This window comes from Endomicrobium proavitum (assembly GCF_001027545.1).
GTDB classification, from domain to species: Bacteria; Elusimicrobiota; Endomicrobiia; order Endomicrobiales; family Endomicrobiaceae; genus Endomicrobium; species Endomicrobium proavitum.
Genome location: NZ_CP009498.1, coordinates 1,048,642 through 1,075,357 on the forward strand (window position 1 = coordinate 1,048,642; position 26,716 = coordinate 1,075,357).

At 38.2% G+C, this 26,716-nt stretch carries 23 protein-coding genes and 2 tRNA genes; 6 read left to right on the forward strand and 19 right to left on the reverse strand.

What is annotated here, in order from left to right; all coding sequences use genetic code 11:
• Positions 1-37: 37 nt before the first annotated feature.
• From cdaA to Epro_RS04495, 10 genes are all read right to left on the reverse strand, one after another.
• Positions 38-802 carry a diadenylate cyclase CdaA gene (gene cdaA, locus Epro_RS04450; RefSeq protein WP_052570798.1) on the reverse strand — a complete coding sequence of 255 codons (765 nt, stop codon included), beginning with the start codon at positions 800-802 and terminating at the stop codon, positions 38-40.
• Entirely contained in the window at positions 802-1,983 is a 1,182-nt protein-coding gene (gene folP / locus Epro_RS04455) for a dihydropteroate synthase (protein WP_052570799.1), read from the reverse strand. Before folP ends, cdaA begins: the two co-directional genes overlap by 1 nt.
• Positions 1,980-2,552 carry a GTP cyclohydrolase I FolE gene (gene folE, locus Epro_RS04460; RefSeq protein ID WP_052570800.1) on the reverse strand — a complete coding sequence of 191 codons (573 nt, stop codon included), beginning with the start codon at positions 2,550-2,552 and terminating at the stop codon, positions 1,980-1,982. The genes folP and folE overlap by 4 nt, the downstream gene beginning before the upstream one ends.
• A 9-nt stretch (positions 2,553-2,561) precedes the next feature.
• A complete protein-coding gene (ftsH, locus tag Epro_RS04465; protein WP_052570801.1) occupies positions 2,562-4,373 on the reverse strand; it encodes an ATP-dependent zinc metalloprotease FtsH in 1,812 nt (603 codons plus the stop codon).
• A 23-nt stretch (positions 4,374-4,396) separates the two neighbouring features.
• Complete coding sequence (tilS, locus tag Epro_RS04470; protein WP_052570802.1) at positions 4,397-5,368, reverse strand: tRNA lysidine(34) synthetase TilS; 972 nt, start codon at positions 5,366-5,368, stop codon at positions 4,397-4,399.
• Positions 5,365-7,938, reverse strand: coding sequence for a phosphatidylglycerol lysyltransferase domain-containing protein (locus Epro_RS04475; RefSeq protein WP_052570803.1), 2,574 nt, complete (start codon positions 7,936-7,938; stop codon positions 5,365-5,367). The genes tilS and Epro_RS04475 overlap by 4 nt, the downstream gene beginning before the upstream one ends.
• Positions 7,939-7,963: 25 nt before the next feature.
• Positions 7,964-8,761: an ABC transporter ATP-binding protein gene (locus Epro_RS04480; protein WP_052570804.1), complete on the reverse strand. Its 798-nt coding sequence runs from the start codon at positions 8,759-8,761 to the stop codon at positions 7,964-7,966.
• Between the two features lie 120 nt (positions 8,762-8,881).
• A complete protein-coding gene (locus Epro_RS04485) occupies positions 8,882-9,394 on the reverse strand; it encodes a hypothetical protein (RefSeq protein ID WP_052570805.1) in 513 nt (170 codons plus the stop codon).
• A gap of 132 nt (positions 9,395-9,526) precedes the next feature.
• On the reverse strand, positions 9,527-10,720 hold the full coding sequence (locus Epro_RS04490; RefSeq protein WP_052570806.1) for a hypothetical protein: 1,194 nt from the start codon (positions 10,718-10,720) through the stop codon (positions 9,527-9,529).
• Between the two features lie 36 nt (positions 10,721-10,756).
• Complete coding sequence (locus tag Epro_RS04495; protein ID WP_052570807.1) at positions 10,757-11,383, reverse strand: toxin-antitoxin system YwqK family antitoxin; 627 nt, start codon at positions 11,381-11,383, stop codon at positions 10,757-10,759.
• A 138-nt stretch (positions 11,384-11,521) separates the two neighbouring features.
• Here Epro_RS04495 and Epro_RS04500 point away from each other — a divergent pair, with 138 nt between their 5' ends.
• Both Epro_RS04500 and Epro_RS04505 read left to right on the forward strand, forming a co-directional pair.
• The gene (locus Epro_RS04500) at positions 11,522-12,922 is read left to right on the forward strand and encodes an MATE family efflux transporter (protein ID WP_052570808.1); all 1,401 of its coding nucleotides are present in this window, start codon (positions 11,522-11,524) and stop codon (positions 12,920-12,922) included.
• Between the two features lie 160 nt (positions 12,923-13,082).
• Positions 13,083-13,164 (forward strand) — tRNA-Leu (locus Epro_RS04505).
• A gap of 68 nt (positions 13,165-13,232) precedes the next feature.
• On the opposite strand, the gene Epro_RS04510 is transcribed toward Epro_RS04505, so the two are convergent.
• The 6 genes from Epro_RS04510 to Epro_RS04535 all read right to left on the reverse strand — a co-directional run bounded on the left by Epro_RS04510 (position 13,233) and on the right by Epro_RS04535 (position 21,240).
• Entirely contained in the window at positions 13,233-13,730 is a 498-nt protein-coding gene (locus Epro_RS04510; RefSeq protein ID WP_052570809.1) for a DUF4833 domain-containing protein, read from the reverse strand.
• Positions 13,731-13,748: 18 nt separating this feature from the next.
• Positions 13,749-16,532, reverse strand: coding sequence for a PD-(D/E)XK nuclease family protein (locus tag Epro_RS04515; protein WP_052570810.1), 2,784 nt, complete (start codon positions 16,530-16,532; stop codon positions 13,749-13,751).
• 1 nt (position 16,533) lies between these two features.
• Positions 16,534-19,584, reverse strand: coding sequence for a UvrD-helicase domain-containing protein (locus Epro_RS04520; RefSeq protein ID WP_052570811.1), 3,051 nt, complete (start codon positions 19,582-19,584; stop codon positions 16,534-16,536).
• On the reverse strand, positions 19,574-20,542 hold the full coding sequence (locus Epro_RS04525; RefSeq protein ID WP_052570812.1) for a glycosyl hydrolase: 969 nt from the start codon (positions 20,540-20,542) through the stop codon (positions 19,574-19,576). Before Epro_RS04525 ends, Epro_RS04520 begins: the two co-directional genes overlap by 11 nt.
• Position 20,543: 1 nt before the next feature.
• On the reverse strand, positions 20,544-21,005 hold the full coding sequence (gene smpB, locus Epro_RS04530) for an SsrA-binding protein SmpB (RefSeq protein WP_052570813.1): 462 nt from the start codon (positions 21,003-21,005) through the stop codon (positions 20,544-20,546).
• 162 nt (positions 21,006-21,167) lie between these two features.
• A tRNA-Thr gene (locus Epro_RS04535) sits at positions 21,168-21,240 on the reverse strand.
• 117 nt (positions 21,241-21,357) lie between these two features.
• Between Epro_RS04535 and argF the strand changes: the two genes are divergently transcribed.
• From argF to Epro_RS04550, 3 genes are read left to right on the forward strand one after another with little or no spacing between them, the layout of a single operon-like run.
• On the forward strand, positions 21,358-22,287 hold the full coding sequence (gene argF / locus Epro_RS04540; protein WP_052570814.1) for an ornithine carbamoyltransferase: 930 nt from the start codon (positions 21,358-21,360) through the stop codon (positions 22,285-22,287).
• Positions 22,284-22,598, forward strand: a complete 315-nt coding sequence (gene cutA / locus Epro_RS04545) for a divalent-cation tolerance protein CutA (RefSeq protein WP_052570815.1) — start codon at positions 22,284-22,286, stop codon at positions 22,596-22,598. Before argF ends, cutA begins: the two co-directional genes overlap by 4 nt.
• Positions 22,588-23,184, forward strand: a complete 597-nt coding sequence (locus Epro_RS04550) for a nucleoside triphosphate pyrophosphatase (RefSeq protein WP_052570816.1) — start codon at positions 22,588-22,590, stop codon at positions 23,182-23,184. The genes cutA and Epro_RS04550 overlap by 11 nt, the downstream gene beginning before the upstream one ends.
• On the opposite strand, the gene Epro_RS04555 is transcribed toward Epro_RS04550, so the two are convergent.
• Genes Epro_RS04555 through Epro_RS04565 form a run of 3 tightly spaced genes read right to left on the reverse strand, consistent with a single transcriptional unit; the run spans position 23,156 to position 25,177 of the window.
• A complete protein-coding gene (locus tag Epro_RS04555; protein WP_082121494.1) occupies positions 23,156-23,836 on the reverse strand; it encodes a SurA N-terminal domain-containing protein in 681 nt (226 codons plus the stop codon). The two genes, Epro_RS04550 and Epro_RS04555, sit on opposite strands and share 29 nt — an antisense overlap.
• Complete coding sequence (locus tag Epro_RS04560; RefSeq protein ID WP_052570818.1) at positions 23,833-24,210, reverse strand: bactofilin family protein; 378 nt, start codon at positions 24,208-24,210, stop codon at positions 23,833-23,835. Before Epro_RS04560 ends, Epro_RS04555 begins: the two co-directional genes overlap by 4 nt.
• A 13-nt stretch (positions 24,211-24,223) precedes the next feature.
• On the reverse strand, positions 24,224-25,177 hold the full coding sequence (locus Epro_RS04565; protein ID WP_052570819.1) for a M23 family metallopeptidase: 954 nt from the start codon (positions 25,175-25,177) through the stop codon (positions 24,224-24,226).
• 151 nt (positions 25,178-25,328) lie between these two features.
• Between Epro_RS04565 and Epro_RS04570 the strand changes: the two genes are divergently transcribed.
• Positions 25,329-26,702 (forward strand): beta/alpha barrel domain-containing protein, encoded by a 1,374-nt coding sequence (locus Epro_RS04570; protein WP_052570820.1) that lies wholly within the window; start codon positions 25,329-25,331, stop codon positions 26,700-26,702.
• The last annotated feature ends 14 nt before the right edge of the window (positions 26,703-26,716 follow it).

The following is a 26,716-nucleotide window of genomic DNA, read 5'->3' on the forward strand; positions in this document are numbered from 1 at the left end:
AGATGCCAGTTATGCATTATTCTTAATAAAAATTTTTTCATTTCGTAAAATCCTCGCCGTTGGTCTCAATAATTTCTTTCAGCTTTGCGCTTGAAACGTTTGAATGAAGCTTATTTTTATAAGCCACCGAAACATTGCCCGTTTCTTCAGACACCACAACTATTACAGCGTCCGTTACTTCGCTAAGTCCAAGCGCCGCTCTGTGGCGTGTTCCGTATATTTTTACATTTGTGTTGTGGCTAAGAGGCAGCACACAGCCGGCGGCGGTAATTTTATCGTTATAAATTATTATGGCGCCATCGTGAAGCGGAGCTGATTTATTTTTAAAAATAGAAAGTATAAGCTCTTTTGAAATATTGGCGTTTAAAATAACTCCCGTTTCAGCATAACTTTTTAAACCTATTTCATTTTCAACAACTATCAGCCCGCCTGTTTTTGTAGAACTTAAAATTTCAACGGCTTCTAAAATGTCGTTAACATATTCGTCTTTAATTCTTGCGCCTGAACCCCAAATATTTGCGCCTATCTGCGCAAAAACATTTCTTATTTCGCTTTGGAAAACGACGGCAAAAATTATAACTGCGGCAAGCCAAAATTTATTTAAAATCCAAGCTAACGCTCTTAAATGCACCACGTCTCTGGCGATGACGGTTAAAATAAGCACAAACAATATTCCAAGAAGAATTTGCGTGGCTCTTGTGCCTTTAATAATTAAAATAATGCGGTAAAAAATAAAAGCAAGTATAAGAATATCCAAAGCGTTTACTATATACAAATCGTATATGTGTCTTAACATCTGCATCAGACTCTCCTTATGCTTGTTATAAGTTTTAAAACATTAACGGTTTCTTTAACATCGTGAACGCGCACAATATCCGCGCCGCAATATGCCGCCAAAAAGTTTGCCGCCACAAAAGCGGTTTTATCTTCAGACGACGATGCCGCCCGGATAAACTTTTTTCTTGACACCGCTCCTACAACCGCGCCGAGAGAAGAAAACGCGCTCATATTTTTGACAAGCTCTAAATTGTGTTCTACGGTCTTGCCAAAACCCGGCCCCGGATCTACGGCTATAAATTCATTTTTTATTCCGAAAGAATTAGCGTATTTTTTTCGCTGCGAAAGAAACTCAAAAACTTCGCTTACGCAGTCTTTATAAGACGGATCTTTCTGCATGCTTGCCGGAACGCCTTGCATGTGCATTAAAATTACGCCGGCTTTAGAGTTTGCAATAAGCTTTGCAAGTTTGTCTTTGCCTTTTTGAAGAGCAAAAATATCATTGATAATATCCGCTCCTTCGTTAAGCGCCGCTTTTGCGGTTTCGTATTTATACGTATCTATTGAAACGGGAATTTTAACCGCTTTTTTAATTTTTTTTAGAGCCGGCAGCAATCTTTTAATTTCTGTTTTTGCGTCAATAAGTTTTGCTCCCGGACGGGAAGACTCCGCGCCTATGTCTAATATTTTTGCTCCGGCTTTTTCAAACTCTATAGCCCGCTTTACTGCCTCGTCGGCATTTGTAAGACCGTCGCCGGAAAAAGATTGCGGATCCATGTTTATTATGCCCATTACCGCGGGGCTTAAAATATCTATAAACGTTTTTTTATATTTCCAGATTTTTTTATCCGCAAGCAAACTGTCTTTTATTTCCGACAAATGCGCCGCAACTTCTTTAAGACCAAACGGCTGGAAGCAAAGTTTCTTAATTAATATTTCAATTTGTTTAACCGTTGCAAATAAAACTGTGTCGGAAAAACCTTTTTTAAATCTGCTGACATTTTCGTTTACCGCAGCGTCCGCGCCCGCGGAAAGAGCTTCTTGTTTTAAAATGCTTGCCGCTCGGTTATCTATAGCGTCTATAACAACCGCAATAAGAACGGCTTTTTTTGCAAGTATTTTATGCGCAAATTTATCGCTGCCTGTTTTTTTAACAAGCTTTAACGCGTCTTCAAAGTTGTTAACTGCGGCTTTTCTTATAATCATTTTAGTAGAGACATCGCTTCCGTTCTTGTGCGAGCGTCTTTTAAAAATATTCCGCGCATTGCCGAAGTAACCATTTTTGACCCGGGCTTTTTAACGCCGCGCATTGTCATGCACAAATGTTCGGCTTCAAGCACAACCATAACGCCGCGCGGGCTGATAGATTTCATTACTGTATCGGCAATTTGTTTTGTAAGACGTTCCTGAAGCTGAAGTCTGTTTGCAAAAACTTCAACAAGCCTTATAAGCTTTGACACGCCGATAATTTTATCTTTTTTTGGAATATAAGCTATATGAGCCGTGCCGAAAAACGGCAGCAGATGATGCTCGCAAAGAGAATAAAAAGATATATCTTTAACCAAAATTATTTCTTCATGATTTTCCGTAGAGTAATGAACGCCAGCAACTTTCAGCGGATCTACGGCATTGCCGGACAAAGCTTCTTTGTAAAATTCCGCCACTCTTTCGGGCGTGCGTTTAACGCCTTCCCTGTTTAAATCTTCCCCGAAAGATTCAAGCAAAAGTTTTACCGCTTTAGCGGCTTTTTTTTCGTCAAAATTAAATTTTTTCATTTTTAAATTTTATAATGCCGCAAGTTTTTCGCCTTTAACTATTTTATCCAAATCCTGCCCTGAAAGAGTTTCGCGGTCAATTAAATAATCTACGACTTTATCTAAAATTTTTCTGTTGTCCGTAAGAATTTTTACCGCTTTTTTGCTGGCGGCGTCTATTATTTTTTTAATCTCGTAATCTATAAGTTCCGACATTTTTTCAGAAAGATGAGAATCTTTTGAAATATCTCTGCCGAGGAAAATTTCTTCTTTGCCTTTATCTAAAGCCATCGGCCCTACTTTGTCGCTCATACCGTAAACGGCAACCATTTTAGTGGCAAGTTTTGTAGCTTCGGCAATATCCTGCGTTGCGCCGGAAGTAATGTCTTTATAAACTATCTCTTCAGCCGCGCGACCGCCGAAAAATATCGCTATTTGATTTAACGCTTCTTTTTTTGAAATGGTGTTTTTATCGTATTCCGGCAGCTGCATTGTATAACCCAAAGCCGCGCCTCGGGGAATTATTGTAACTTTATGGACAGGGTCTGTGCCCGGAAGAAATTTTGCAACAAGCGCGTGCCCCGCTTCGTGATATGCCGTCATCTTAATTTCCTTCTCGGTTCTAAGCATAGATTTTCTTGCGGGTCCCGCGTAAACTCTGTCTATGGCTTCTTCAAAGTTTTTCATGGTAACGTTTTCCTGCCCGTATCTTGCGGCAAGAAGAGCGCCTTCGTTTATAATATTTGCCAAATCCGCGCCGACAAAGCCCGGAGTTTGTTTTGCGATAACATTCAAATTTACATCATCGGCAAGTTTAACTTTTTTTGCGTGCACTTCTAAAATTTGTTCTCTGTCTTTTAATTCCGGACGGGCAACTACAACCTGTCTGTCAAAACGTCCCGGACGAAGTAGCGCCGGATCTAAAACGTCGGGTCTGTTTGTGGCGGCAATTAAAATAACGCCTTCTTTTGTATCAAAACCGTCCATCTCAACAAGCAGCTGATTTAAAGTTTGTTCTCTTTCGTCGTGACCGCCGCCAAGACCCGCGCCTCTGTGTCTGCCTACGGCGTCTATTTCGTCCACAAACAAAAGGCACGGCGCGTTGCGTCTGCCCTGTTCAAATAAATCTCTTACTCTTGACGCGCCAACGCCTACAAACATCTCAACAAATTCCGAACCGCTTGAAGAAAAAAACGGAACGCCGGCTTCTCCCGCCACCGCTTTTGCAAGAAGCGTTTTGCCCGTTCCCGGAGCTCCTACAAGCAGAACTCCTTTAGGAATTTTTCCGCCAAGCTTTTGAAATTTTGCCGGATCTTTTAAAAACTCTACAACTTCGCTTAACTCTTCTTTTGCTTCGTTTGCGCCGGCAACGTCTTTAAAAGTAACTTTTGTGTTTCCGCTTCCGGCAAGTTTGGCTTTTGATTTTCCAAAAGACATGGCTTGTTTGTTTCCGTTAGACATTCCCTTCATCATCCACAAAAAGAAAATTATAAGAATAATTATAGGGCCGAAACTTATAAGCGCGTTTAAAAACCATTTATCGTTTAAACTGGCGGAAAAATTTTTAATTTTCGCGGCTTCCATATCTTTTATCAAAGACGGATCGTTCATCGGAACGGTTTTAAACTTCTTTACGGTTCCGTCGGCGTCTTTAAACTCGCCTTTTATAACTTCCGGAGAAACGACAACTTTTGTTACCGCGCCGGATGTTACGTATTGCTTAAACTGCGAATATTCAAGTTTTTCTTCGCCCTGTTTTTGTTTGGCGGAGTTCATAAGCATAAATATCATGGCAAATAACGCTACCCAAAAAATAACAAACCACGGACTTCTCTGCTTCATTGCGCGCCCTCTCTTATAAAAAACTATTTTTTAATTTTTGAAAATACGGCTTTGTTACCCTTTACGGAAAAACTCCACTGCGAGGAAAGTTTAAAAACGGATTTATCTTTGGACAAAATTTTATCGGAAATTAAATCTATTACGGCGCTGTATTTTTTGTCCGGAATTAAATTTTTCAGTATTCTAAACCTTATTGTTTCATTATACCGTAAAAACGTTGGTAAATCAAGCAAAATCCTGTTTTTTGATATTTTAGCGCATTTTTTCAAAAAATTGATTGAAATTGCCTCTAAATACGCATCTTCGCGCTCTTGAATTCTACTTAAGGAAAATATTCTTTCTAACGCAAGCGGATTAATCTTTTCAACGGCAGGCACAACGGTGTGTCTTATTTTATTTCTTGTATATTCAAGCGAAAAATTACTTTTGTCCGTAGAAAAAGGGAGTTTTTGTTTTTTAACGTATTCGTCTATAAGCGTTCTTCTTACCGAAAGCAGCGGACGAATTATTTCTATTTTTTTACTTATTTTTCTTGTTTGCGGAATGCCGGAAAAATTTCCGCTTCCTCTTAAAAGCCACATTAAAACCGTTTCAGCGTTATCGTTTGCATTATGAGCAGTGGCAATTTTATTAAACTTATGCTTTGTCGCCGCATCTTCCAAAGCCGCGTATCTTAATTCTCTTGCGGCGGTTTCAATTGAAATTTTTGCAGCCTTTGAATACTCTTTAACAAGAAGTCTGCCGAGCATGCACGTAATTGCGAGTTTTTTGCAAAAATTTAAAACTTGCTTTGCCTCGCGCGAAGATTCTTTTCTTAATCCGTGGTTTAAATTTAAAACGGCAATATCTATTTTTATTTTTTTTGAGAGACGCCAAAACATATGAAGCATGCTCATGGAATCCGCGCCGCCGGAAACGGCAAGCAAAATTCTGTCGCCGTTTTTCACAAGTTCCGAACGAATAATATTTTTATAAAACCCTTCCCACGCTTTCATCTTACAAAAAACCTTTTTAAGAACTGTCTCATATTTTTTTCTTTCGGCGGCGAAATTAACGCCGTAAAATTTTTCAAAAACATCACTATGTATTTATCCGGGTGAACCGCTACGTATTTGTTGTGCCACACGGGAGAAAATTTATTTTTAAACTCGCGCAGTTTTGTTAAATCGTAATGAAAATGTTCCGCAAACATGAAAATTTTTGCAAAATGTCTAACAGCGTCGGCGTCTTGAGAAACGTCCGGAAAATACGCAAGACCCAAATCAAACCACTTAAAGCCGTTGGATTTTGCCCATAAGATATTTTTAGTAAGAATGTAAGGGAAAATATCGTCGGCAATTTTTAAATATCTAACTACTCCGGTGGACATTTCATATTTATTTTTAGCTGCCGCAAAAACTGAAAACGCGCAAATTTTGCCGTCCTTTCTTATTATGCTGAAATCCAAATCTTTCATGTAAGACTCGTCGTATTTGCCGGGAATAAAGTTTATACGCAAGTATCCGTGCTCTTGTTCCCACGTTTTGTTAATTTGAGCAAATATTTCTCTGTATTTTTCAAAATCCGCGCTTTTAACAACCTCATATTCAAAACCCGAAGACTCCGCTTGCCGCTCAACCGACTGCATTGAAGTTAACAACTCTTTATTTTTATCAAAAGTTCTTAAAGGAATTTTAGCTTCCTGACCGATATTAAAAATATCAAGCCCTATGTCGTCGTAAAGCTGTTTGTATCTGTGATCTATTCCCACAAACGCCGGCTTTACGGATTCTTTATCCGCGGCTTCTTTAAACTTCCACAAAAGTTCGCTCTTGTGAGAATAACCTCCGCCGACGGGATCTCCCAAAGATATAAGACTGTCTCCCGACTGCGCATACATTATAAACGCCGTTTTTTCATCGTTTACCATATAGCTTTTGCCCAACGCTAAAGCGTCAAAAGCGTAAGCGTAATCCGACGAGTAAGTAATTCTTTTTATATCGTTCTCGTCAAAAACCACGGGTTTTTTGAAATAGTTTTTAAATATTTGCTCAAGCGCCACTATTATAAATATAACAACAAGCCCGACAGTAGCTCTTAAAAACCTCGCGGCGTCCGAGGCGCCGAATAAGTTTTCGTATAACACGTCAAAACGTATCCACGAAAAAATATCTTGTTTGTTTATGAAAAAACCCGTCCACACAACAAGAACAAACACGCCGCCGATTGCGGAAAACCACCACATGCTAAGAGAAGCGTCAAGTATTGATATGTTTCTGTAAAAATATTTTTTTGCAAAAAGAAGCGCTATAAAAAGTATTATAAACGCCGCAAGAACAAGGGGCGGCTCGCCTATAGCCAAAATTAACAGTATTGCAAATCCGACGAGAAAACACGTCCATTTATACGAACCCTTTATTCTCAGCTGCAGCGCTCTGGACAAGAAAAGCAAACTTGCCGCTGTTACGCTTAAAAGAAAATGAGATAAATCTTTAGTCCATACGGGAAGAAGTCTTAAAAAATTTTGTATCTGTTCTACGTTAAAAGGCGTTGACGCGGAAAACATGGCTATCATGCCCGCAAAAAAAGTTGAAACCGCAAGAACCTGAACAACCGCCGAAGAAACTGTTTTTCCGAAAATTCTTGTTTTGTCGTCAAACTTTTTCACAAGACGCGCGATTTCATAAAAACCAAACATGGAAAGAGCTATTACAAGCGGACAAAAATAAAATATGGCTCTGTATGCAAGAAGTCCGCCGATAACTCCCGGGTGCTTTGCGGCCTGGGGAAGCAAAAGCGCAATAGACGCTTCAAAAACTCCCATTCCTCCGGGAACCTGACTGATAATGCCTAAAAGCTGCGCCACAAGAAATACTTTCAGCAAAATAAAATACGGTATCTCGCCCGACGGCATAAGCATAAAAAGAGTAAGCGAAGCTATAATCCAGTCCGCGGTGGCAAGAAGTATTTGCGCGGCAACAATTTTAATATTAGGAAAAGAAATTTCCCATTTAAATATTTTTCTCGGTTTAGAATTAAAAGCGCTTAAACCAACGTAAGCGACAAGAATGAGAAGAAAAAATATTCCTATGCCTCTTGTGGACATTGCATATTTTGTTACGCCTTCAAGCGACACAGGGGTAGCCGTAAAAATAAGTCCGCCCACGGCAAGAAGCCCAAGCCAAATTGTTGCCGAAGAAAAAAACAAAACTTTGGTAACGTCCACCATGGAAACTTTATGCAAGGAATAAAGTCTATAGCGAATAGAGCCGCCAAAAAGCATTGAGTAGCCCGTATTGTTTCCTAAAACGTTGCTTATAAAACACGTAAAGAAAATATCTTTTGGTTTAAGAGGCGCTTTCGCATTAATGTATTTAAACGCTACAATATCGTATCCGCCAAGAAGCAAATAATAAGACAACGCAAAAAGAAGCGCTAAAATAATTCTTACAGACGGAATAGCCTGCAATGCGTTAACTATGTCGTCGTAACTTAAATCTTTCAGCTGATTGTTAAGAAGCGCAAGCGCGCCGACAAAAACCAAAAAACCCAAAGGAACCAAAATAAATTTCAACCATTTTTTCATTATGCGTTTCCCGATAAATTAAGAATCACTTGCCGTTAAGCCAGCAAAATCCGTTTTTTTGCGTAAGTTCCACGTCCATGTCAAAAAGCTGCGATAATTTTTCGCTTGTAAAAACTTTTGCTCGCTCGCCGTCGGCAAAAACTTTTCCGTCTTTGAAAAATATAAATCTGTTTATTTCCGGAATTATATCGGACGCCAAATGCGTAACCAAAATAATTTTTGTTCCCGCTGCCGCAATCTTTCGCATTACGGCGTGAAGTTTTGCCGCCGACGCAATATCAAGGCTGTTTGACGGCTCGTCCAACACTAAAACTTTAGGCTCGTTAACCAACGCTCTTGCTATTAAAAAACGACGCGCCTCGCCGGAAGACATTGTGTCAATTGAATGTTGTTTAAGACGGCTTACTTCAAGAAACTCTATCATTTTGCGCGCTTTTTCTTCCATCTGCAAGGTAACCGTGTGATTTTTTGCAATGCCCACGCTTGAAAAAAACCCGGACAGCACAGTTTCAAAGCCTGTTATATCGGTTTGAAATTTATTTTGAAGCTCGCTTGTAACTATGCCCAAAGACTGCCTTAAATCGCTTATATTCCATTTATCGCGCCCAAAAAGCCTGCACAGCGTGTTGTCGCCGGTGTAAGACGGGTAAATATTTCCCGTAATAAGTTTAATAAACGTAGATTTTCCGGAACCGTTAGGCCCTATAACAGCAACGTTTTCATCCGAGGCAATAGACAAGTTTACGTCGTTAAGAATAAATCTGTCTTGACGCAGAACCGACACATTGCGAAATTCTATAAATTGTTTATCAATTTTTTCCATAAGATTTCCTATAAACTATAGCAACAGATTTTATAATATATGACATGATTATTCAATAAAAAAGACCGGTTTAAACCGCAAACCGGACTTCTGTTTAAATATTAAAATTATCTTAAAAAATTAATTCAGATTCAAAATATATTTTGCAGCATCAAAATCACCGGCGGAATATCTGGTAGGTTTAACGTAATAATCTTTCGAATCTTTTTTACTTTCCTGTTCAAGCAAATATTTTGCCGCGTCAAAATCCGACTTTTTAATCTTATCGGCTATTACATATTTTACAGTGTCATCTTTTATAATAACGGCCTCTTTCATTTTTTCTTTACTGTGTTCAAACGTGCCCAAAAGAAGCTCTTTTGCAGCGTCGTAATTTTCATCATCGTACGAAAGCGATTTATAATCGTCAACTACTATTTCTACGGAATAATCATATTCAGGTTCAGGCTGGGTTGGTTGAAATTTTAATCTGTCGGCTTCGGTTAGATGTTCGTTACTTTCAGGTATTAAGCTGTCGTTAACTATCCATTCTATTTGAAATTTAGATATATCGTAATCGCTGTCATAGTCGGCAGCAACCCAAGACGGAAAAATACCTATAGAAAACAATATTGCTACAAGTATCTTCTTCATAATGACCTCTTCAACGATAATGCATAATTATTATAACACAAACTTGAAAATTTGCAATTGCTTTTTATTTTTAAGCAAAAAAAGACCCTCCGGAAGAGATTATCCGGAGAGTCTTTTTTAAAATTCAAAATATTAAAATAAATACCCTATGTATGCGCCCAATTTGCTGAATTTAACATCTTTATCAATATCCGCAGCTGTAAGATTGCGCGATAAATGAGAACTTGACACAGAATACAAAGCCTGAAGAACTACATTCCCTACCGATATTCCGCCGCCGAAAGCGTAATACAAACCGCCTCTGCTTTTTGCGTCGCCGATGTAGTCGTTATTTGCAAACATGAAGCTGTATCCTGCCTGACCTAAACCGTAAAGAGTAAACCAGCCCGCATCTATCGCTTTTAATTTTAAAGTTGCATAAACGGGCAGAAAGCTAAACGTTCCGGGAGTTTTTTCAAGATGTCTGTTAAACTCGTAACTTACGCCAACGCCCAATGCCGCCCAACCCAAAAAATATCCGTATCTTTCAATTGCAACGCTAAATCCGTAGTCTGTATTTTCTTTACCGAGATCTTTTGCGACTGCGCCGATAATTTCTTTGCCGGAGGAGTCAAACTGTCCTTTTAAATCAAAAGCTACACCTACAAAAGTCTCATATTTTGCTTTTTCTTTGACAGGCTTAACAGGTTCAGGTTCATTATCTGCAACCGGGGGCGCTTGCGGAATACTGACCGCCGCTTCGCCAAGTAAAAATGCCGCTGCGTCAAAACCGTCATCTTCCACAGAAGCAGCAGCTTCAGGTTCTTGCACAACTGCCGAAGCTTCGTCTTGCGGCGCTGCAGGTTCAGCGGAAACTTCAGGCTGCCAAGGCTGCGCATCAGGAACCTGCTCCGGTTCTTCCGGCGGTTTTGGAACTTCTACCGCTTTTACATTGTATATTACAGACCCTGAATTATAGTCTGAAACATAAGTCTGCGAGCCTTCCAAAGGCTGTGATGCGTCGCTGGTAAATTGTGTTTTTGCGCTGAAGTCTTCTTGGTCAACTTTTACAGGCGCGACAGCAGCAATTTCAGGTTCCGCGGGCGCTGCGGGAGCCTCAACCTGCACGGGCGCTGTCACAACAATTTTTTTCGTTTTAGTTATATCTATAATTTCTGAAATTTTAATTTTTCTGTTTTTCGCTCCTACTTTAACGGTTATACCGGAGTTTGACTCGGCGGTTATTTTTCCTTCCACCACTTCGCCGGAACTCAAATATATATATTCCGCATAAGAGAAACTTACGCAAAACAGCATAACATAAAATATTGACGCTATTTTCTTCACTGTAAAACCTCGTTCGGCCTAATTTTAATATTCGGCCTAATTTATAAGCTTTCCGGAAGAGTCATACTCTTTTCCGCCGATAAGCTCTCCGTTTTTCATAGTTCCGGAAAACTGAAGCTTGCCGCTTTTAAAATATTTTTTAACCTGACCTTCTCTCATTCCGTCAACTAGGGGGACTTGTTCGTAAAGCTCGCCTGTGTCATAGTATAGCTTGCTTATTCCGTTTCCGCCACCATCCATTACAACTTCCTGCTTTTTGTTGCCGTTGGGGTAGTAAATAACTTCCGCCATTTTTTCTAAAGCTCTGCCGTTCCACTGATTTACCGTTACGGAAAGTTTAGCGCCGTTATCGTAAAATTCGGCTTCGTTTAACATAAGATTTGTTTTATACAGGGCTTTGCTTTTAACGGTTCCGTCCTGAAAATATTCCATAATTATTCCGTCGGGAATTCTGCCCTTTACTCCGGAAGAACGCCCTTCTATATGATAATATTCTCTGGCTATTTCCTTGCCTTCATCGTTATAAAAAACCATCTCTTTTTTAGGATTTCCTTCATAATAATGCGTTGCAACAACTTTTCTGGTGTTTTCGCCGTAAGCCTGCGCAACAAGCGGCAATATGCAAAAAATACTTGCAAATACAACTAAAATAAATTTATTCATGTTTAAACTCCCTCAATTAAATAATAACATCAGTTAAAAATTAGACATCATATACTCTAAATATGTTACTCTTTTGGAAAGCGGTTTGCAAGATTTAGTTATAAAGATATATAATAGTATAATTTTCCCGAGGTCACTATGAACACGTTTATTACAATTAAAAACAGCTGGAACTCGCGCGGCGGGCAGCTTGAATTTTTAAAAATAGCCGCTCCTCTTATTATATCAACGGGAGCATGGGCTTTACAAAATTTCATCAACAGAGTTTTCTTGGCATGGTACAGCCAAGACGCTTACGCGGCGTCCCTTCCCGCCGGACTTTTAAATTTTACAATTTTAAGCATTTTTATAGGAACTATTTCTTATATTGACGTTTTCATTTCGCAATATAACGGAAATAAAGATTACCATAAAATAGGTTCCGCCGTGTGGCAAAGCTGTTATTTGGCGGTTATAGCCTCGGCAGTTGTATTTATATTTTCTTTGTTTTCAGACGCTATTTTTAATTTGTCAGGGCACAGCCAAGCTGTAATAGCCGAAGAAATTAAATATTTTAAAATATTGTGCATGGGCTCGCTGCCGCTGCTTGCAAGCAACGCTTTAACCGGTTTTTACGCCGGTCGCGAAAAAACCGGAGTTATTTTGTTTGTAAATATAATAGGCATAGCCGTTAACGCTATAGCCGATTACGTTTTAATTTTCGGCAAACTCGGCTTTGCGCCAATGGGCATAGAAGGCGCCGCAATCGCAAGTATTTTAGCTTCGGTTGTAATGCTTTCCACATTTTTCCTTTTAATTTTTTTAAATAAGAAAAACAGAATTTACCAAATCAAAAACTTCAAGCCGGATTTTACTTTTATAAAAAAACTTTTTAAATTCGGTTTTCCAAACGGCGTGGAATTTTTCTTTGATATGGGCGCTTTTACTTTTTTTGTAATACTTATGGGCTCCATTCAGAAAGATATACAATCCGCCACAAATATAGTAATGAATATAAATCAGTTAATTTTTATGCCTTTGGTAGGGTGCGGAATTACGACATCCATTATGGTGGGAAATTACCTTGGGCAAAACAAACCGGAATTAGCGTCAAAAAGCGTGAGAACTGCGTTGAAAATAGTTTACTCATATATTGCGCTTGTGGTTTTGGCTATTGTAATTGTTCCGGGATTTTTTATTTTCCCGTTTGCAAACGGCGCCGAAGCGGAAATTGTTTTGAAAATAAAACCTTTAATTATAGAGCTTCTGCGTTTTGTGGCAATATACACGGTTTTTGACCCGTTAAACGTAATTTTCTGCGCGGCAATTAAAGGCGCCGGCGACACGGCTTTCGTTATGAAAACTTTTATTGTATTGTCGGTTTGCGTTGCAATTGTCCCCATTTATTTTGTAATTTCAATTCTTCACCTTAACTTTTATATCGGCTGGTCTATTTTTGTTTTCTACGTGATAATGCTTGCTACAACATTCTTTTTAAGATATAAAACAGGCAAATGGAAGAAGATGCGCGTAATTGAGATGAAAATTATAGAGTCTTAACGACAAGTAGAAAGTAGGAAGGAGTAAGGAACAAGTAAGAAGCAACACAATAAAAAGACGCAGCAATGATTAGAGTTTAGGCAAGGCTTGCCGCGACGAAGTTTGTTGGACACAAATGAGGAGCGGCGTAACGAAGCATAAATCCAAAAGACACAGCAATGCGGCGGTGGCGGAATGGCAGACGCGCAGGTCTCAGAAGCCTGTCCCGAAAGGTGGTGCGGGTTCAAATCCCGCCCGCCGCATAAAAAAAACAATAAAAAAGCCGAAAGATTTAAAAATCTTTCGGCTTTTTTATTGTTTTAACGACTAACTATTTATCTTTTTTTAGTTCTATTTTTTCGGAGACTTCTTGGCCGGTTTCAGGGTCAATGCCGTGAAGGATGTAATAATATACTTTAGGAATGCCAAGCATTCCGTCTTTTGAAAAAACATAAACTTTTTTAAGATAGGCTTTTTTATTGTTTATAGTAATTTCAGCAACAGCCAAACCGTTGTGCGTGAAAAGTTTTATAGCCCTGTCTTCAACAGCTTTGAGAGCAAGTTCAAAATGTTTTTCGTTTGTATGTTTTGTTTTAAAACCGTAGGCTTTTTTTTCAAAAGCGCTAAGCTCTTCTCTTCTGCCGTCAATAGCGTGCAAAAGCCAATAAGCGTCTATAGGATTTTTTTCGTCTATCTTTTTATCGGTAATATTGGCGTCGTAATAGACAACGTTGGCGTTTTTATTTCTTTCAATAGTAAAAACGGTATGGTTTGCAAAAACAGAAGAACAGCTTAAAATGATAACGGCAAATATTATTGTAATTTTCATGTCGGGTATTTTAACATTTTATCTGCAAATATAAAAGTACTTACAAGAGGCGCAATTTTTAAAGTCTTGCGGATCGGCTTCAAAATAGTCTCCTTGTGAAATTTCGTCTAAAATATATTTTAATACTTCAATACACTTTTCATAGACGTCTTCATCCGCAGGAAAATCCGCTATTTCAGCTTTTTTTATATCATACAAACCGCAGCTTATAACTTTTTTGCCCGTCTCTTTTTCAAAGACATACTTATACAACGGAAGCTGCAAAGATTTTACCGCTTTCTTTATATTTTCTCTGTGAATATCGCTTAAAAGAAGCTCGTTAAATTTTGCGGAAATTATAGGAGCATCCACTTTGCCGGTTTTATAATCGTAGAGCGCGTAACCGGAATCCGTTTGGTCAACTCTGTCTATTATGCATTCTAAAGCATATTCTCCCAAAGAAGATTTATATTTTGCTTCGCTTTTATATATAGTTTTAAAAGGTTTGTTTTTTTCAAGCTCTAAAAATTTTCCCATTCTGTAGAGCAAAACTTTTTTTATAAGAAACGCGTCTTCTCTTGAACGCATACCCAAAGACACGTCAAAAGATTTTTCAAGTTCGCCCATATACGCTTTGTTAAAATTCTCGTCTTCAAATTGCCGGCGCGTTAAATTTTCATGAAACGTATTTTGCAAAAATTTGTGAATAAAATTTCCGATATCGCTGCCGTCAAGTTCCGCGCCTATTTCAACGTTTTCGTCAAGTCCTAAAACGTATTTAAAATAAAACGCAAGCCTGCACTTTAAATATGCGTCTATTTTGCTGTATGAATACGGCATTTTTTTTAAGTAATTTTTTATTTCTTCCGTTTTTTCGTATTTTCTTTTAAGAGCATTCTGTTTTCCTATAACGCCCAAATCAAATTTTTTTACCTCTCCCGCGGTTAAATCTTTTTTCTCAAATTGTTTTTTCCATACGAGAGATTCTATAAATCTGCTTCTTTCTTCCTTGCCGTTATCCGGATAAATCAGAAAAACTTTTTTCGCTCCAGCAACGAGTCTTTTAAAATGGTAAGACTGTATTTCAAATTCTTTAGCGACTATTTCTATACCCAAAGCCTGCATAATTTCTTTCGGTATAAGCGGAAAATTTTTTGATATTTGAGGCACGACGGAATCCGTCATGGAAACTATAAAAACATTTTCAAACGAAAGATTTCTTGACTCTAAAAGACCAAGCACCTGAAGACCTTTAAGAGGGGAACCGGGCAAAGAGATATTTTGTTTTTCAATAAGATTTAAAAATATATTTATAATTTCCACCGGAGAAAACTTATTTTTTGAAACCTCCCCATATTTCAATTCGTTTGCGCAACTTATTAAAAGCGCCGCCGACTGGGAATTAAGCGCATAATTTCCCGCTGCGCTGAGCTTTAAAATTTTATCCGTAAATTCAAGCAGCACGGCAGAAAATTCCGACAAAGTTTCTATATCTTCCCACTCCGTAAAAAACGCGTCAAATGCTTTTTTAACGGCGCTTTTTATTTTCTCGCCTTGAACGAAATCCCACGCTTTTGTTACCGTTAAACCTATTTCTTTTTGAAGTTCTTCGTCCGAAAGCAGCTCTTGGCAGCTTACAAAAAGTTTTCCGGCTAAAATACTTTTTGAAGAAGAGTCTAAAGCGTTTTCTATTTTATGCGCTATTATTCGCGAAACCGACGGATCTCCGAAAAATCTCATATTTTTAGACAAAGGGTTTGAAAGAACTTTCATTAAATCTTTAGAATAATAATTTTTACCGTTTCTTGAAAGCTGCGCGCCTAAAATATCTTTTATCAAAGAAAACAAAGCCGTTTTAGACGCAGGGTATCCCGCGGACACATTGTAATCAATACCGAGCGATTCAATTTCGGAAATTACCGATTGAACGCTTTCCGGCTTTGGAACTATAACAACGGTTTTGTCAGTTTTATCTTGCGGAATTTTTGCGACAAGATTTTTTAAAAGCCTTGCCTGCGACTGCTGGTCAAAAGCGCAGAAAATTTCAGATTCAAAATTCTGCTCGTCTTTAACTTCGGAAGGCTTAACTTTGAAAAATCCGTATATTTCTTTTAAAACAGGAAAATCTTCCGGATTTCCGTGAAGAATAATCGTAAGTTTTCCGGCAGCAAACAGCTTTTTATAAATTTCAATTTCGGTTTTATGCAAATAAAACGGAGCAAGCAATATTATCTCGTCAAATCTTTCAAGCAACGCGCCAACGTCGCTTTGCAAAGATTTTATAAAAGTATATCCCGACGTTCTTTTTGCCGAACTTTCCAGTTTTGCGTGAAATACTTTTCTTATAACGCTGATATTTTTTAAAATATTATTTATATTTTGCGGAACTTCAAAACCTATATCCGCGTTAGCTTTAACGTTTTCAAGATGTTGGTCGCCGATATTTTGCATATCAAGCTGATCTATAAAAGAAAGAATTTCATACGCCCACTGCAAAAAGTTTTCAAAAGAAGCTTTACCTTTTAAAAGCTCGGGCGCGCTTTCGCCTATTACCTGATACAAAATATAAGCCGCTTCCAAATCCGGCATTTTCTCAAACGGAAAACTTTCAAAAACCAAATTCTCTATAAAAGATTCGTTTGTAAAAAATTCAGGCGGATAAAAAGCTTTGTTTATTTTTTGCGCGAGCTTTTTCTTTATAAAAAGCTCAGGGCGTTTTCCTCCGCTTATAACGGCTGTTTTTTTTGCGGATTTTAAAATGTAATCCGCCGTAAAATCAGTTATATTTTCATGCAAAGCAATGTTTAGAACGCGCGAAGCCATTTTACACCTTTACTATTTTTTTTGAATTAATTTCCACCAAAAAGCCGAATACCGGTTTTTGTCCGTATATTTCACCGAGATGCTTTTTATACTTCTCAACCTGCCTTATATTTTCTTCGGTTATCTGCGAACTTTTAAAATCGTAAACAATAACCGCGTCCGTTTTTTCAATCAGTTTATCTGCTCTTAAAGTATCGCCTGAGGCGGTAACAATTTCTTTTTCGTTAAAAACTTCACGCTCGTTAAAATTAAATATTTCTTGTATTTTATCGTTTTCAAAAAAGGATTCTAAATTTTCCGGAATGTTTTTTAAACCGTCAAACAAAAATTTTCTTTTCGCGCAATCCGCCGCCGCGGAAATTTCTTTTTTGGCGTCTTTATTTTTTAACGTCGTTATTTTTGACAACGCAAAATGCATCATAGCGCCGTAACGTTTGGCGTCGTCGCAGTCAACGGCTTGCAAATCGGTTTCAGGCAAGTTATAAGATACCGCTTTATATCCTCCGGAAACGTCGTCTGAAATTTTTTCATATTTAACTTCTTTTATCTTATATATTTCTTTAGAACCGTCCTTAAAAACGTTTGAGCCTAAAAGCGCCGCGACCGTGTTTTTAGTTCTTCCTTTTTGCGTTGTTATAGCGTAAAGCTCGCACTCCGCTCTTGTCATGGAAACATATAAAACGTTAATTTCCGAAAGCAAAAGCTTGGCTTTTTCCATATCGTAAATATTTTTTATTTTCTTTGAAAATTTAGCGGTGTCTTGGGAAACATATAAAAGTTTTATATCTCCGCCAGAATTATCAAAATAAGGTTTGTCTATTTTTTGTTCCGAAAGTTTTAAAAAAGGAAGTATAACAACTGGAAACTGCAGCCCCTTGGCTTTATGAACCGTCATAACTTTTATTGCGTTTGCCGACGAATTTTTTACATATAAAATTTCCTCATTCGCATTCAGCAAATTAAAATACGCCAAAAAATTATTAATTCCCGAATCTTCTTTTTCAAACTCTTTTACAAGCTCTAAAAATCTTAACGCAAAAATTTTATCTTCCGGAAAGCTTTCAATAATTTTTAATTTTTCAAAAACGGATATCGTAAGTTCATATACGGGAATAAAACCGGCTTTTAAGAAAAATTCTTCAATATACGCATTCCAAAGTTCCGGATATTTATCCTGAAAAGCTTTATAGAAAACTTCATTTTTTTTATTTTTATTTTGTTCAAACAAAAATTTATCGCACTCTTTTGAAGAAATTCCGGCGGCTTTCTGAAAAACTTCTCCCGATATAAAAGACGCAAAAGAAAGCGCGTCAAGCGGAGAGTTTATAAAAGCCATAAGCGAAATTATTTGTTTTACTAAAGAATTGTTTTTTAAATTTAACGTCTGTTCCGACTCTACGTTATAACCTTCTTCCAAAAGCCATGCGCCGGCTTCAAACGCTTCGCCGTTTGTTCTGCAAAGAACTGAAATATCCTGCGGCAAAAATCTTTCAAGAGCGCTTTTGACATGCTCTAAAAACTTAAGCTTTGGCGCATCTTCCGACAAATCGCCGTCAAGAACTTCAATATCCACGTATCCTTTTGTTTTTTTTGCGTTAAAATTTTGACCGGAAGAAGAATAAACATTAAGAATGTTGTCGTAAATTTCCAAATTATCGTCTTCATAAACTTCTTTTAAATAACGCTCTAAATTTTCGCGCGAAAATATTTTATTGTTAAAATCAACTATTGTTTTATGACTTCTATAATTTTCGCCAAGCGTAATAACTTCGCTTTCTCTTTGAGGGAAATCCTGCAGCGCTTTATAAAATATTTCAGAACTGCCGCCGCGAAAATCGTAAATAGACTGTTTTGCGTCGCCAACGTAAAAAAATGTTCCGCCGTTGGCCAGCGTTTCTTCCAAAAATCTTTTTAAAACAGACCACTGAACAAAACTTGTATCCTGAAATTCATCCACTAAAAAATGCTTATACCTTTCCGAAAGCCTGTAATAAACTTCCGGCATTATAGAATCCGCGCTTTTAAAAAAATCGGTGGTTTTTCTGTTTATCTCGTTTAAAAAAACTATCTCTTCATTTTTTGCCTGCCTGTCAAACTCAACGCTGATATTAGAAAAAATCTTTCCGTAAACGCCGTAATAATTTTGCGCGTAAAACTCATACAGTTCCGACACCGCGGAAACAATCTCTTCCCATAAAGAATCAGCGGCAATATCGCGAGCGGCGTTTGCATTATATTTCAGTTCCGTTGAAGAGAATTTTTTCGGAACTTTTAACCGGTGAAATATTTTATCGTCTTCTTCCAAAACTTTTTTAACCGCATTTTTAAAATGTCCGTTAATATCAAGCTTTAAATATTTATCCGCAAACGTTTGCGTTAAATTTCGTATCTTAACGCTTCTTGACACAAGCCCTTCTTCAAAACCGGACTCAACGCTTTCTATATTTTTACCAGTGTATCCCGTTTTTCTGAAAACATTTTTAACTTCGTTATAAATATCGTTTTTTGGAAACCAGCCGGACTTCTCCAAAATAAGATATTGCATTATATATTCCGACAATAAGTTTTTATACGACGAAGATTTGGAAGCTTTTTTTAAAAAAGAATCCACTGAAAAGGAAAGATTTTCGGATATGTCTTTTTCTATTTTAAAGTTTGGAGATATTCCTACGTTTATCGCGCAGGCTTTTAATATGCGGTTTATAAAACTGTCTATAGTGCTAATGTTGAAGTTATCGTAATTTTCAAGAATATCGTTTAAAATTTTTGCGCTACAGACGGATTTTTCTTTTTCGGATAAATTCAAATCCTTTAAAATGTCGCCGGTATCCAAAGACAACGCCGCTTTTTTCAGATATTCAATTACTCTGTATTTCATCTCTACTGCGGCTTTATTTGCAAAAGTTACGGCTATAACGTTTTTAATTGAAACAGGCGAAGCGCTATCGGAACGCTCCAAAAGAAGAGTTATGTAGCGCTTTGCGAGATTGTAAGTTTTTCCGGACCCCGCAGACGCCTGAACGGACGTAATTTGAGGTTTATCATTTTTCATTTAATGGCTTTTGAATTGTTTTATATAAATCGTCCAGCCAAACAAAACGATTGGACGCAATATTTTCAATCCAGATTTTTTCTATTTCGGCAGTCACGCTTATTTTACTGTTTCCCCAATTGTAATGCGCAAACATCCCTTGAGCGTTCCAGTCGCAGTTAATGTACGAAAACGCTTTAATGTTTCTTTCTTCTATAAATTTAAAAAGAACTTTATACCAATACGGTTTTTTTGCTTCCGTAAGCCCAAACCACGTCATCGGCGCGCTTTCGGCAATCATCAAAGGTTTGGAATGTTTTTGAGAAAATTTCAACATGGGAAGCCAGTCGTTTCCCGCAAAATACGATATTGCGCACCAATCCACATACTCGTCGCCCGGATACCAAACGTCCAGCCCTTTGGGGTTTGACGCCGCGTAAGAATGCCACACGTATGCAACATTTTCAACTTTTAAAGAATCCATTTTTTCAATTATGTATATGAACGCTTTTTTATAAATTTCAGGCTCGTAGCCGTTTTCAGGATTATCAAACTCGTAGCCGATTCTAAGAAAAACAGGCGACTTCGTTTTTTTTATCCACTTGGCAAATTCCTTAATATTGCCGTCTAATGTGCCGTTTACAATATTTTTAAGAGAACCTACAAGATAAAGCCCAATCTGTACTGCCGCGCCGGGATATTTTTTAACAAGTTCGTCCGCAAACATATCGCCGGTGCCCACGTTATTTATCTCGTCAAGCCCCTTTAAGTCGGAAAGGGCGACGTAAGTCATAAAACCTGCGGGAACTTTTTTATTTACCGCAACAAATTCGTCAAAATCAGCGTTGTTTTGTCCGGCAAAAAGTAAAGTTTTACCGTCGGGAGGCACAAATCTTCCGGTCATATTAATGCTCCTTGCAGCTTGCGCTGCGGAAATAAAAATAAATATCGTAAACAAAACCGTAAAAAGTTTTTTCATTTTAAAATTTACGCACGCCTTCTCTTGCCAAATCTCTTTTAACGTCTTTAGCTTTTATGGTTTCTTTTTTATCGTAAGCGGCCTTGCCCTTGCCAAGCCCTACAAGAAATTTTATTTTGCCTTTGGGCGAGATATAAACTTCAAGAGGAATCGCCGTAAGCCCTTTTTCTTTTATTTTCTGCGAAAACTTATTTATTTCATCTTTGCGCATAAGAAGTTTTCTTTTTCTTTTTGCGTCATAATCCGAAACATGTGAAGACATATGCTCGTAAGGCGCTATAAAAACGTTATCGGCAAACGCCTCTCCGTTTGAAAAACGAACCACGCTGTCTACAAGACTGATATTTGATTTTCTGGCAGATTTAACCTCATAGCCCGACAAAACCGCGCCCGCTTCTATTTTCTCAAGAATTTCATAATTATGAAAAGCCTTTCTATTGGTATTAAGTATCTTTTTTTCCATAGTTATATGTTACCAAAAATACACAAATAAAAAAACAGCCCTGAAAGGCTGTTAATAAAACAACTTATAGAAACCCTTTTTTACGAAGTATTTTAAGTTTAGGCAAAACCTAAATGGCAAGCGGCGCAACGCAGCATAAACTCAAAAGACGAAGTAAAAAACAGCCGACGATAGGGTTTGAACCTACGACCTGCGGTTTACAAAACCGCTGCTCTACCAGCTGAGCTACGTCGGCATACGGATTATTGCGCTGGCGGTTATGATATAAAAAAATACGAATAAAGTCAATTTCATTGATTTAGCGCATATTTTTTGGTAGAATTACTGGGCATTTTAATATGGAGAGTCTCAAATGGCAAAAAAAGATTTGTTGTCTATTTATGATTTAACTAAAAAAGAAATTGAAGCGTTACTTGCAAAAGCTTTTGAATTAAAATCAAAAAGAAAACATTTAACCGACCTGACGGGAAAAACGTTAGGGCTTATATTTGAAAAACCTTCAACAAGAACCATGGTTTCTTTTGCTGCCGCTATGGCGCAGCTTGGCGGAACCCCCATCCTTTTAAACGCGCAAAACCTTCAGCGTAAAAGAGGCGAATCCATACACGATACCGCTCTTGTGCTTTCAAGCTATGTAAGCGGTCTTATGATAAGAGCTTTTAAACATTCGGACGTGGAAGAGTTTGCGAAATACTCGTCTATTCCCGTGATAAACGGACTTACGGATTACGAACATCCCTGCCAAATTCTTGCAGACATTATGACCGTAATGGAGCTTCTCCTTAAAACAAAAACAGTTGAAGCGCTGAAAAAACTGAAAATAGTCTTTGTGGGAGATTCTAATAACGTTGCAAACTCTCTTATTGCGGTTTCGGCAGTTTTAGGCTTGGATTTTACTTTGATATGCCCTAAAGATTACGCTCCTAAAAAAGCTATTTTAGACAAAGCGTTAAAATACACCGCGCAGACCGGCGCAGAAATAAAAATAACAAGCGACATAAACGAAGCAAAAAACGCAGACGTAATATATACCGACGTTTGGACTTCAATGGGCGCAGAAAGCGAAGCAAAAAAAAGAAAGAAAGCTTTCGCTCCTTATCAGGTGAACTCGGAACTTCTTAAAAAAGCCTCTTCAAAATGCATAGTTTTGCATTGCCTTCCCGCATTACGCGGAGAAGAAATAACCGCAGAAATTATGGACAAATACGAAACCTCCATTTTCACGCAGGCGCAAAACAGACTTTATGCGCAGAAAGCAGTGCTTTTATCTTTATTAAAATGAACTTCTTAACCGTATTTGTCACCGTCCCCAATCTTAAAACCGCAAATAAAATTACCGATATAGTTTTAAAAAACAAATTGTGCGCTTGCGTAAGCGTTTTAAAAAACGCCGATTCTTATTATTGGTGGAAAAACAAAATAACCCGCTCGCGCGAAGCGCTGCTTATAATGAAAACTTCCCGCAAAAATTTCCGCAAACTTGAAAAACAAATCAAAGACGTTCACCCTTATGAAGTTCCTGAAATAGTATCGTTTAAAATAGACAAAGCAAGCAAAGATTACCTTAACTGGATAAAAAAATATGCGGGGTAAAAAAATAATACTTGCTTCGGCTTCTCCCAGAAGAATCTCGCTTCTTAAAGAGTGGGGTCTTAAATTTGAAGTTTTGCCAAGCAATATTGACGAAAGCACAAAGCTGTCCAAACCTTCTTCCATAGTAAAAAATCTTGCGCTGCAAAAAGGTTCCGACATTGCCTCAAAAATAAAAGGCGACGCAATTATTATTTCCGCCGATACGATAGTTGTTTTAAACGGAAAAATTACAGGCAAACCAAAAAATAAAAAAGATTGCGAAAGAATTGTCCGCGAGTTAAACGGCAGCAAACACAAAGTATATACGGGCGTTGCAATTATAGACCGCGCTTTAAAAAAAGAAACCGTATTTTACGACTGCGCCGTTGTGAAAATGAAAAAGCTTCCCGAGAATAAACTCAAGAAGCTTTTTGGAAAACATATGGATAAAGCCGGCGCTTACGCCGTACAAGATTCAAACGACGGCTTTGTAGATACAATTTTCGGCGATTACTATACCGTAGTGGGGCTGCCTTACATAAAACTCAAGAAAGAACTTAAAAATTTCAGCGTTATAATTAAATCTCCCCGAGAAGTTTCTCATTAACAATAATTTTTCCGTCGGCAAATGCGTCGTTTAGCAAACCCATATACCATTCGTTAAGTATTTGATTGCTTTTTGCGCGCGCCAAATCGTTAAAAATAATTTTAGAATTTACTTTTTTTGCCGCGGCAAATTCATTATCAAAAACTTTTACGGATGCAAATAAAAATCTCTGCAACTTAATTCCCGCTATCTGTTTTCTGGTAAGCTCTTCGTATTTATTAGGAGTCATTCTAAGTTCGTTTAAAAAAGCAAAATACGCGCGAGCGTCAAAAGCGTTGTTGTTTCTAAACATCGGGTTGCTCTGAAGATACGAATCAAGCTCCGCGTCTGAAACGGTTACTCCGTATTTCTTAGCCTGCGCCGACATTACTTCCGTTTGAACAAGCTCGTAAAGAATAGAAGTTTTTATGCGGTTTTTCTGCTCGTCGGTTAAATCCGTTTCGGAATTGTTTGACGCCGTGCGCACGGAAATACTATACATAGACATATAAGTTTCAAACGGAATTTTTTCTCCGTAAACTTTGGCAATGCTTCTGTCGTCGGCAGCTCCTCCGCCCAGCGATTGCGCGCCTATCCAAAAAATGCTGCCCACAAACACCACAATAACTAATATTAAAATCTTACGGTTGTGCTTCCTTAAAAAATTCATCATTTGCTTTCGTCCTCGCTGTTTTCCTCGTTAGCTATCATGGAAGATTTGCCTTCAAAATACGCGCCTTCTGCTATTGTAAAAATATTGGTTTTAATATTTCCTACAACTTTTGCTTTACTTAAAATTTCAACGCTGTCCGAAGCGTTGATATTGCCATCCACGGTTCCGCCAACCATAACTATTTCGGCTTTTATGTTTCCGTCAATGCGAGCATCCGCGCCTATAAGAACTCCGGAAGCGTCAATATTTCCTATTATTTTACCGTCTATACGCACGGTTTTATCGGTTTTAATATTGCCTTCAAAAAAAGAAGACGCGCCGACGATTGTTTCTACCGAATCCAAAAGATTTTTTGAACTTTTCTTGCTGATCATCTAATATTTCCTTTTATGACAAAGAATTATCTTTAAGATAAGACATAGGGTTTACGGCTTTGCCTTTGTAATGCACTTCGTAGTGAACATGCGTTCCCGTAGCTACGCCGGACGCGCCCATTTTGCCTATTTCCTTGCCGCGCTCAACATAATCTCCGACTTTAGCAAGTCTCTTTGCAAGGTGTCCGTATGCAGTTCTTAAACCGTATCCGTGGTCTATAACCACAATATTTCCGTATCCCGACTGCCAGCCTGAGAAAACAACTCTACCGTTGGCGGTACAGTAAACAGGAGTGTTTAATTCGTTAGCTATATCAAGTCCGGAATGAAAATCTTTGCTTTGGAAAAACGGGTGAAACCTGAAACCGAAATTGGAAGTTACTCGTCCTTCGGCCGGCCAGCCGCGAGGCGTTGCCATAAATACCGCTCTTTGGTATTTTATATTATTCATTATTTCGCTGTAACTCTTTTGCATAAACTCGTATTTTTTATTCAACTCAACAGCCTGATTAGCAAGAGAGGTGTAATTTACTTTATTAATTTTTCCGGATAAAACAAGAGCAAAAGCGTTAGACTGATTCAAACTTGGTCCGCCCGCGCCTGTGTAAGACTGCGGAGCAAGGTCTCCCTCAATAATGGCTTTTTTAGTATCCAGCGCCAAGAGAGAACGTATTTTATCGTCGTTATTTTGCAAACGTTCAATAAGATTTTTGGTGTTTTCAAGCTGCGTGGCAAAAAGCATAAGCCTGACTTTCATTATTTTATTATCGGTTTTAACTTTAAGATAATCTATATGTCTGCTTGCCAAATAGCCTGACCACACGGTAACGCCTGTCCAAGAAACCATAAAAACGCAAAAAAGCAACAACGAAACGCTTAATTTCACAGGTTTTAATTTACCGTGAGGTATAAGCATTATGGTTACTTTGCGTTTTAATTCTTGTTTAAACGTTTTAAACAAATTCATAGCTATAAAAATGATACCAATAAAAGATTTTGCTGTCAAGAAAAACAATTGAAAATATATGAAGATTTTCAAACTTCCCGTGTTGCGCAAAAGCTTGATAATATCGCAATAAAAAGGTATGATATTTGCTTATATTTAAGGAGGTATTAATATGTTAACTTTCAACAAAAGAACAAACAAGCTTGAACTTGAAGCATATCATTTTGAACTTCAGGACGTAAAGGAACCGAATCTTTTCAGAGAAACGTTTCAGTACACCGATGTTCCAAAGATTTTTTTCAACAATGAAGTAGTCCCGATGAATCCTCCGGACGACATTTGGATTACCGACACAACTTTTCGCGACGGCCAGCAGGCAATGAATCCGTTTACCGTAGAGCAAATTTTAAAACTCTACGACCTTATGCACAAACTCAGCGGACCTAACGGCGTAATTCGCGCGACGGAATTTTTTCTTTATTCGGACAAAGACAAAGCCGCCGTCAGAAAATGTCAGGAAAGAGGCTATCAGTTTCCGCAGATAACATCTTGGATAAGAGCCACAAAAAGCGATTTTAAACTTGTCAAAGAAATGGGTCTTAAAGAAACGGGAATTTTAACGTCCTGCTCGGACTACCATATATTTTTAAAACTTAAAAAAACGCGCAGAGAAGCGCTTGATATGTATTTAGATATAGTCAAAGCGGCTCTTGCCGAAGGGATAGTTCCGCGCTGCCATTTTGAAGATATTACAAGAGCCGACATTTACGGCTTTGTAGTTCCTTTCGCAATGGAGCTTATGAAACTTTCAAAAGAAGCAAAAACGCCTATAAAAATAAGAGCTTGCGATACGCTCGGGTTTGGAATAAGCTACCCGGGGGCGTCGCTGCCCAGAAACGTCAACGGAATTATGCATGCTTTAACGCATTACGCGGGCGTTCCTTCGGAATACATTGAATGGCACGGGCATAACGATTTTCACAGAGCGTTAAGCAACGCTACCGCGGCATGGCTTTACGGCTGCGCCGGAATTAACGGAACTCTGCTTGGAATAGGCGAAAGAACGGGAAACACTCCCATTGAAGCCCTCGCTATGGAATACGTAGCTTTAAGAGGAAGCAACAACGGCATGGACTTAACCGCCATAACGGAAATTGCCGAGTTCTTCAAAAAAGAACTTCATTATGAAATTCCAAAAAACCAGCCGTTTGTAGGCGCAAACTTTGCAATGACAAAAGCCGGCATACACGCCGACGGTCTTTTAAAAGAGCAGGAAATTTACAACGTATTTGACACGCAAGCTATTTTAAACCGCCCGCCGGAAGTTGAAATTACCGACAGAGCGGGGCTTGCGGGAATTGCGTATTGGTATAACACGCAGCTTACAAAACTTAAAGACAGCAAAAACAAGCTGGACAAAAACGACGAAGCAATTGTAAAAATTAAAGAAGCTATAGACGCGCTGTTTAAAGAAGGAAGAGTTGCGGCAATGTCTCATGAAGAAATGTTTGAACTCGCAAAAAAATATCTGCAAAAGTATATTTAAAACTTAACGCATAA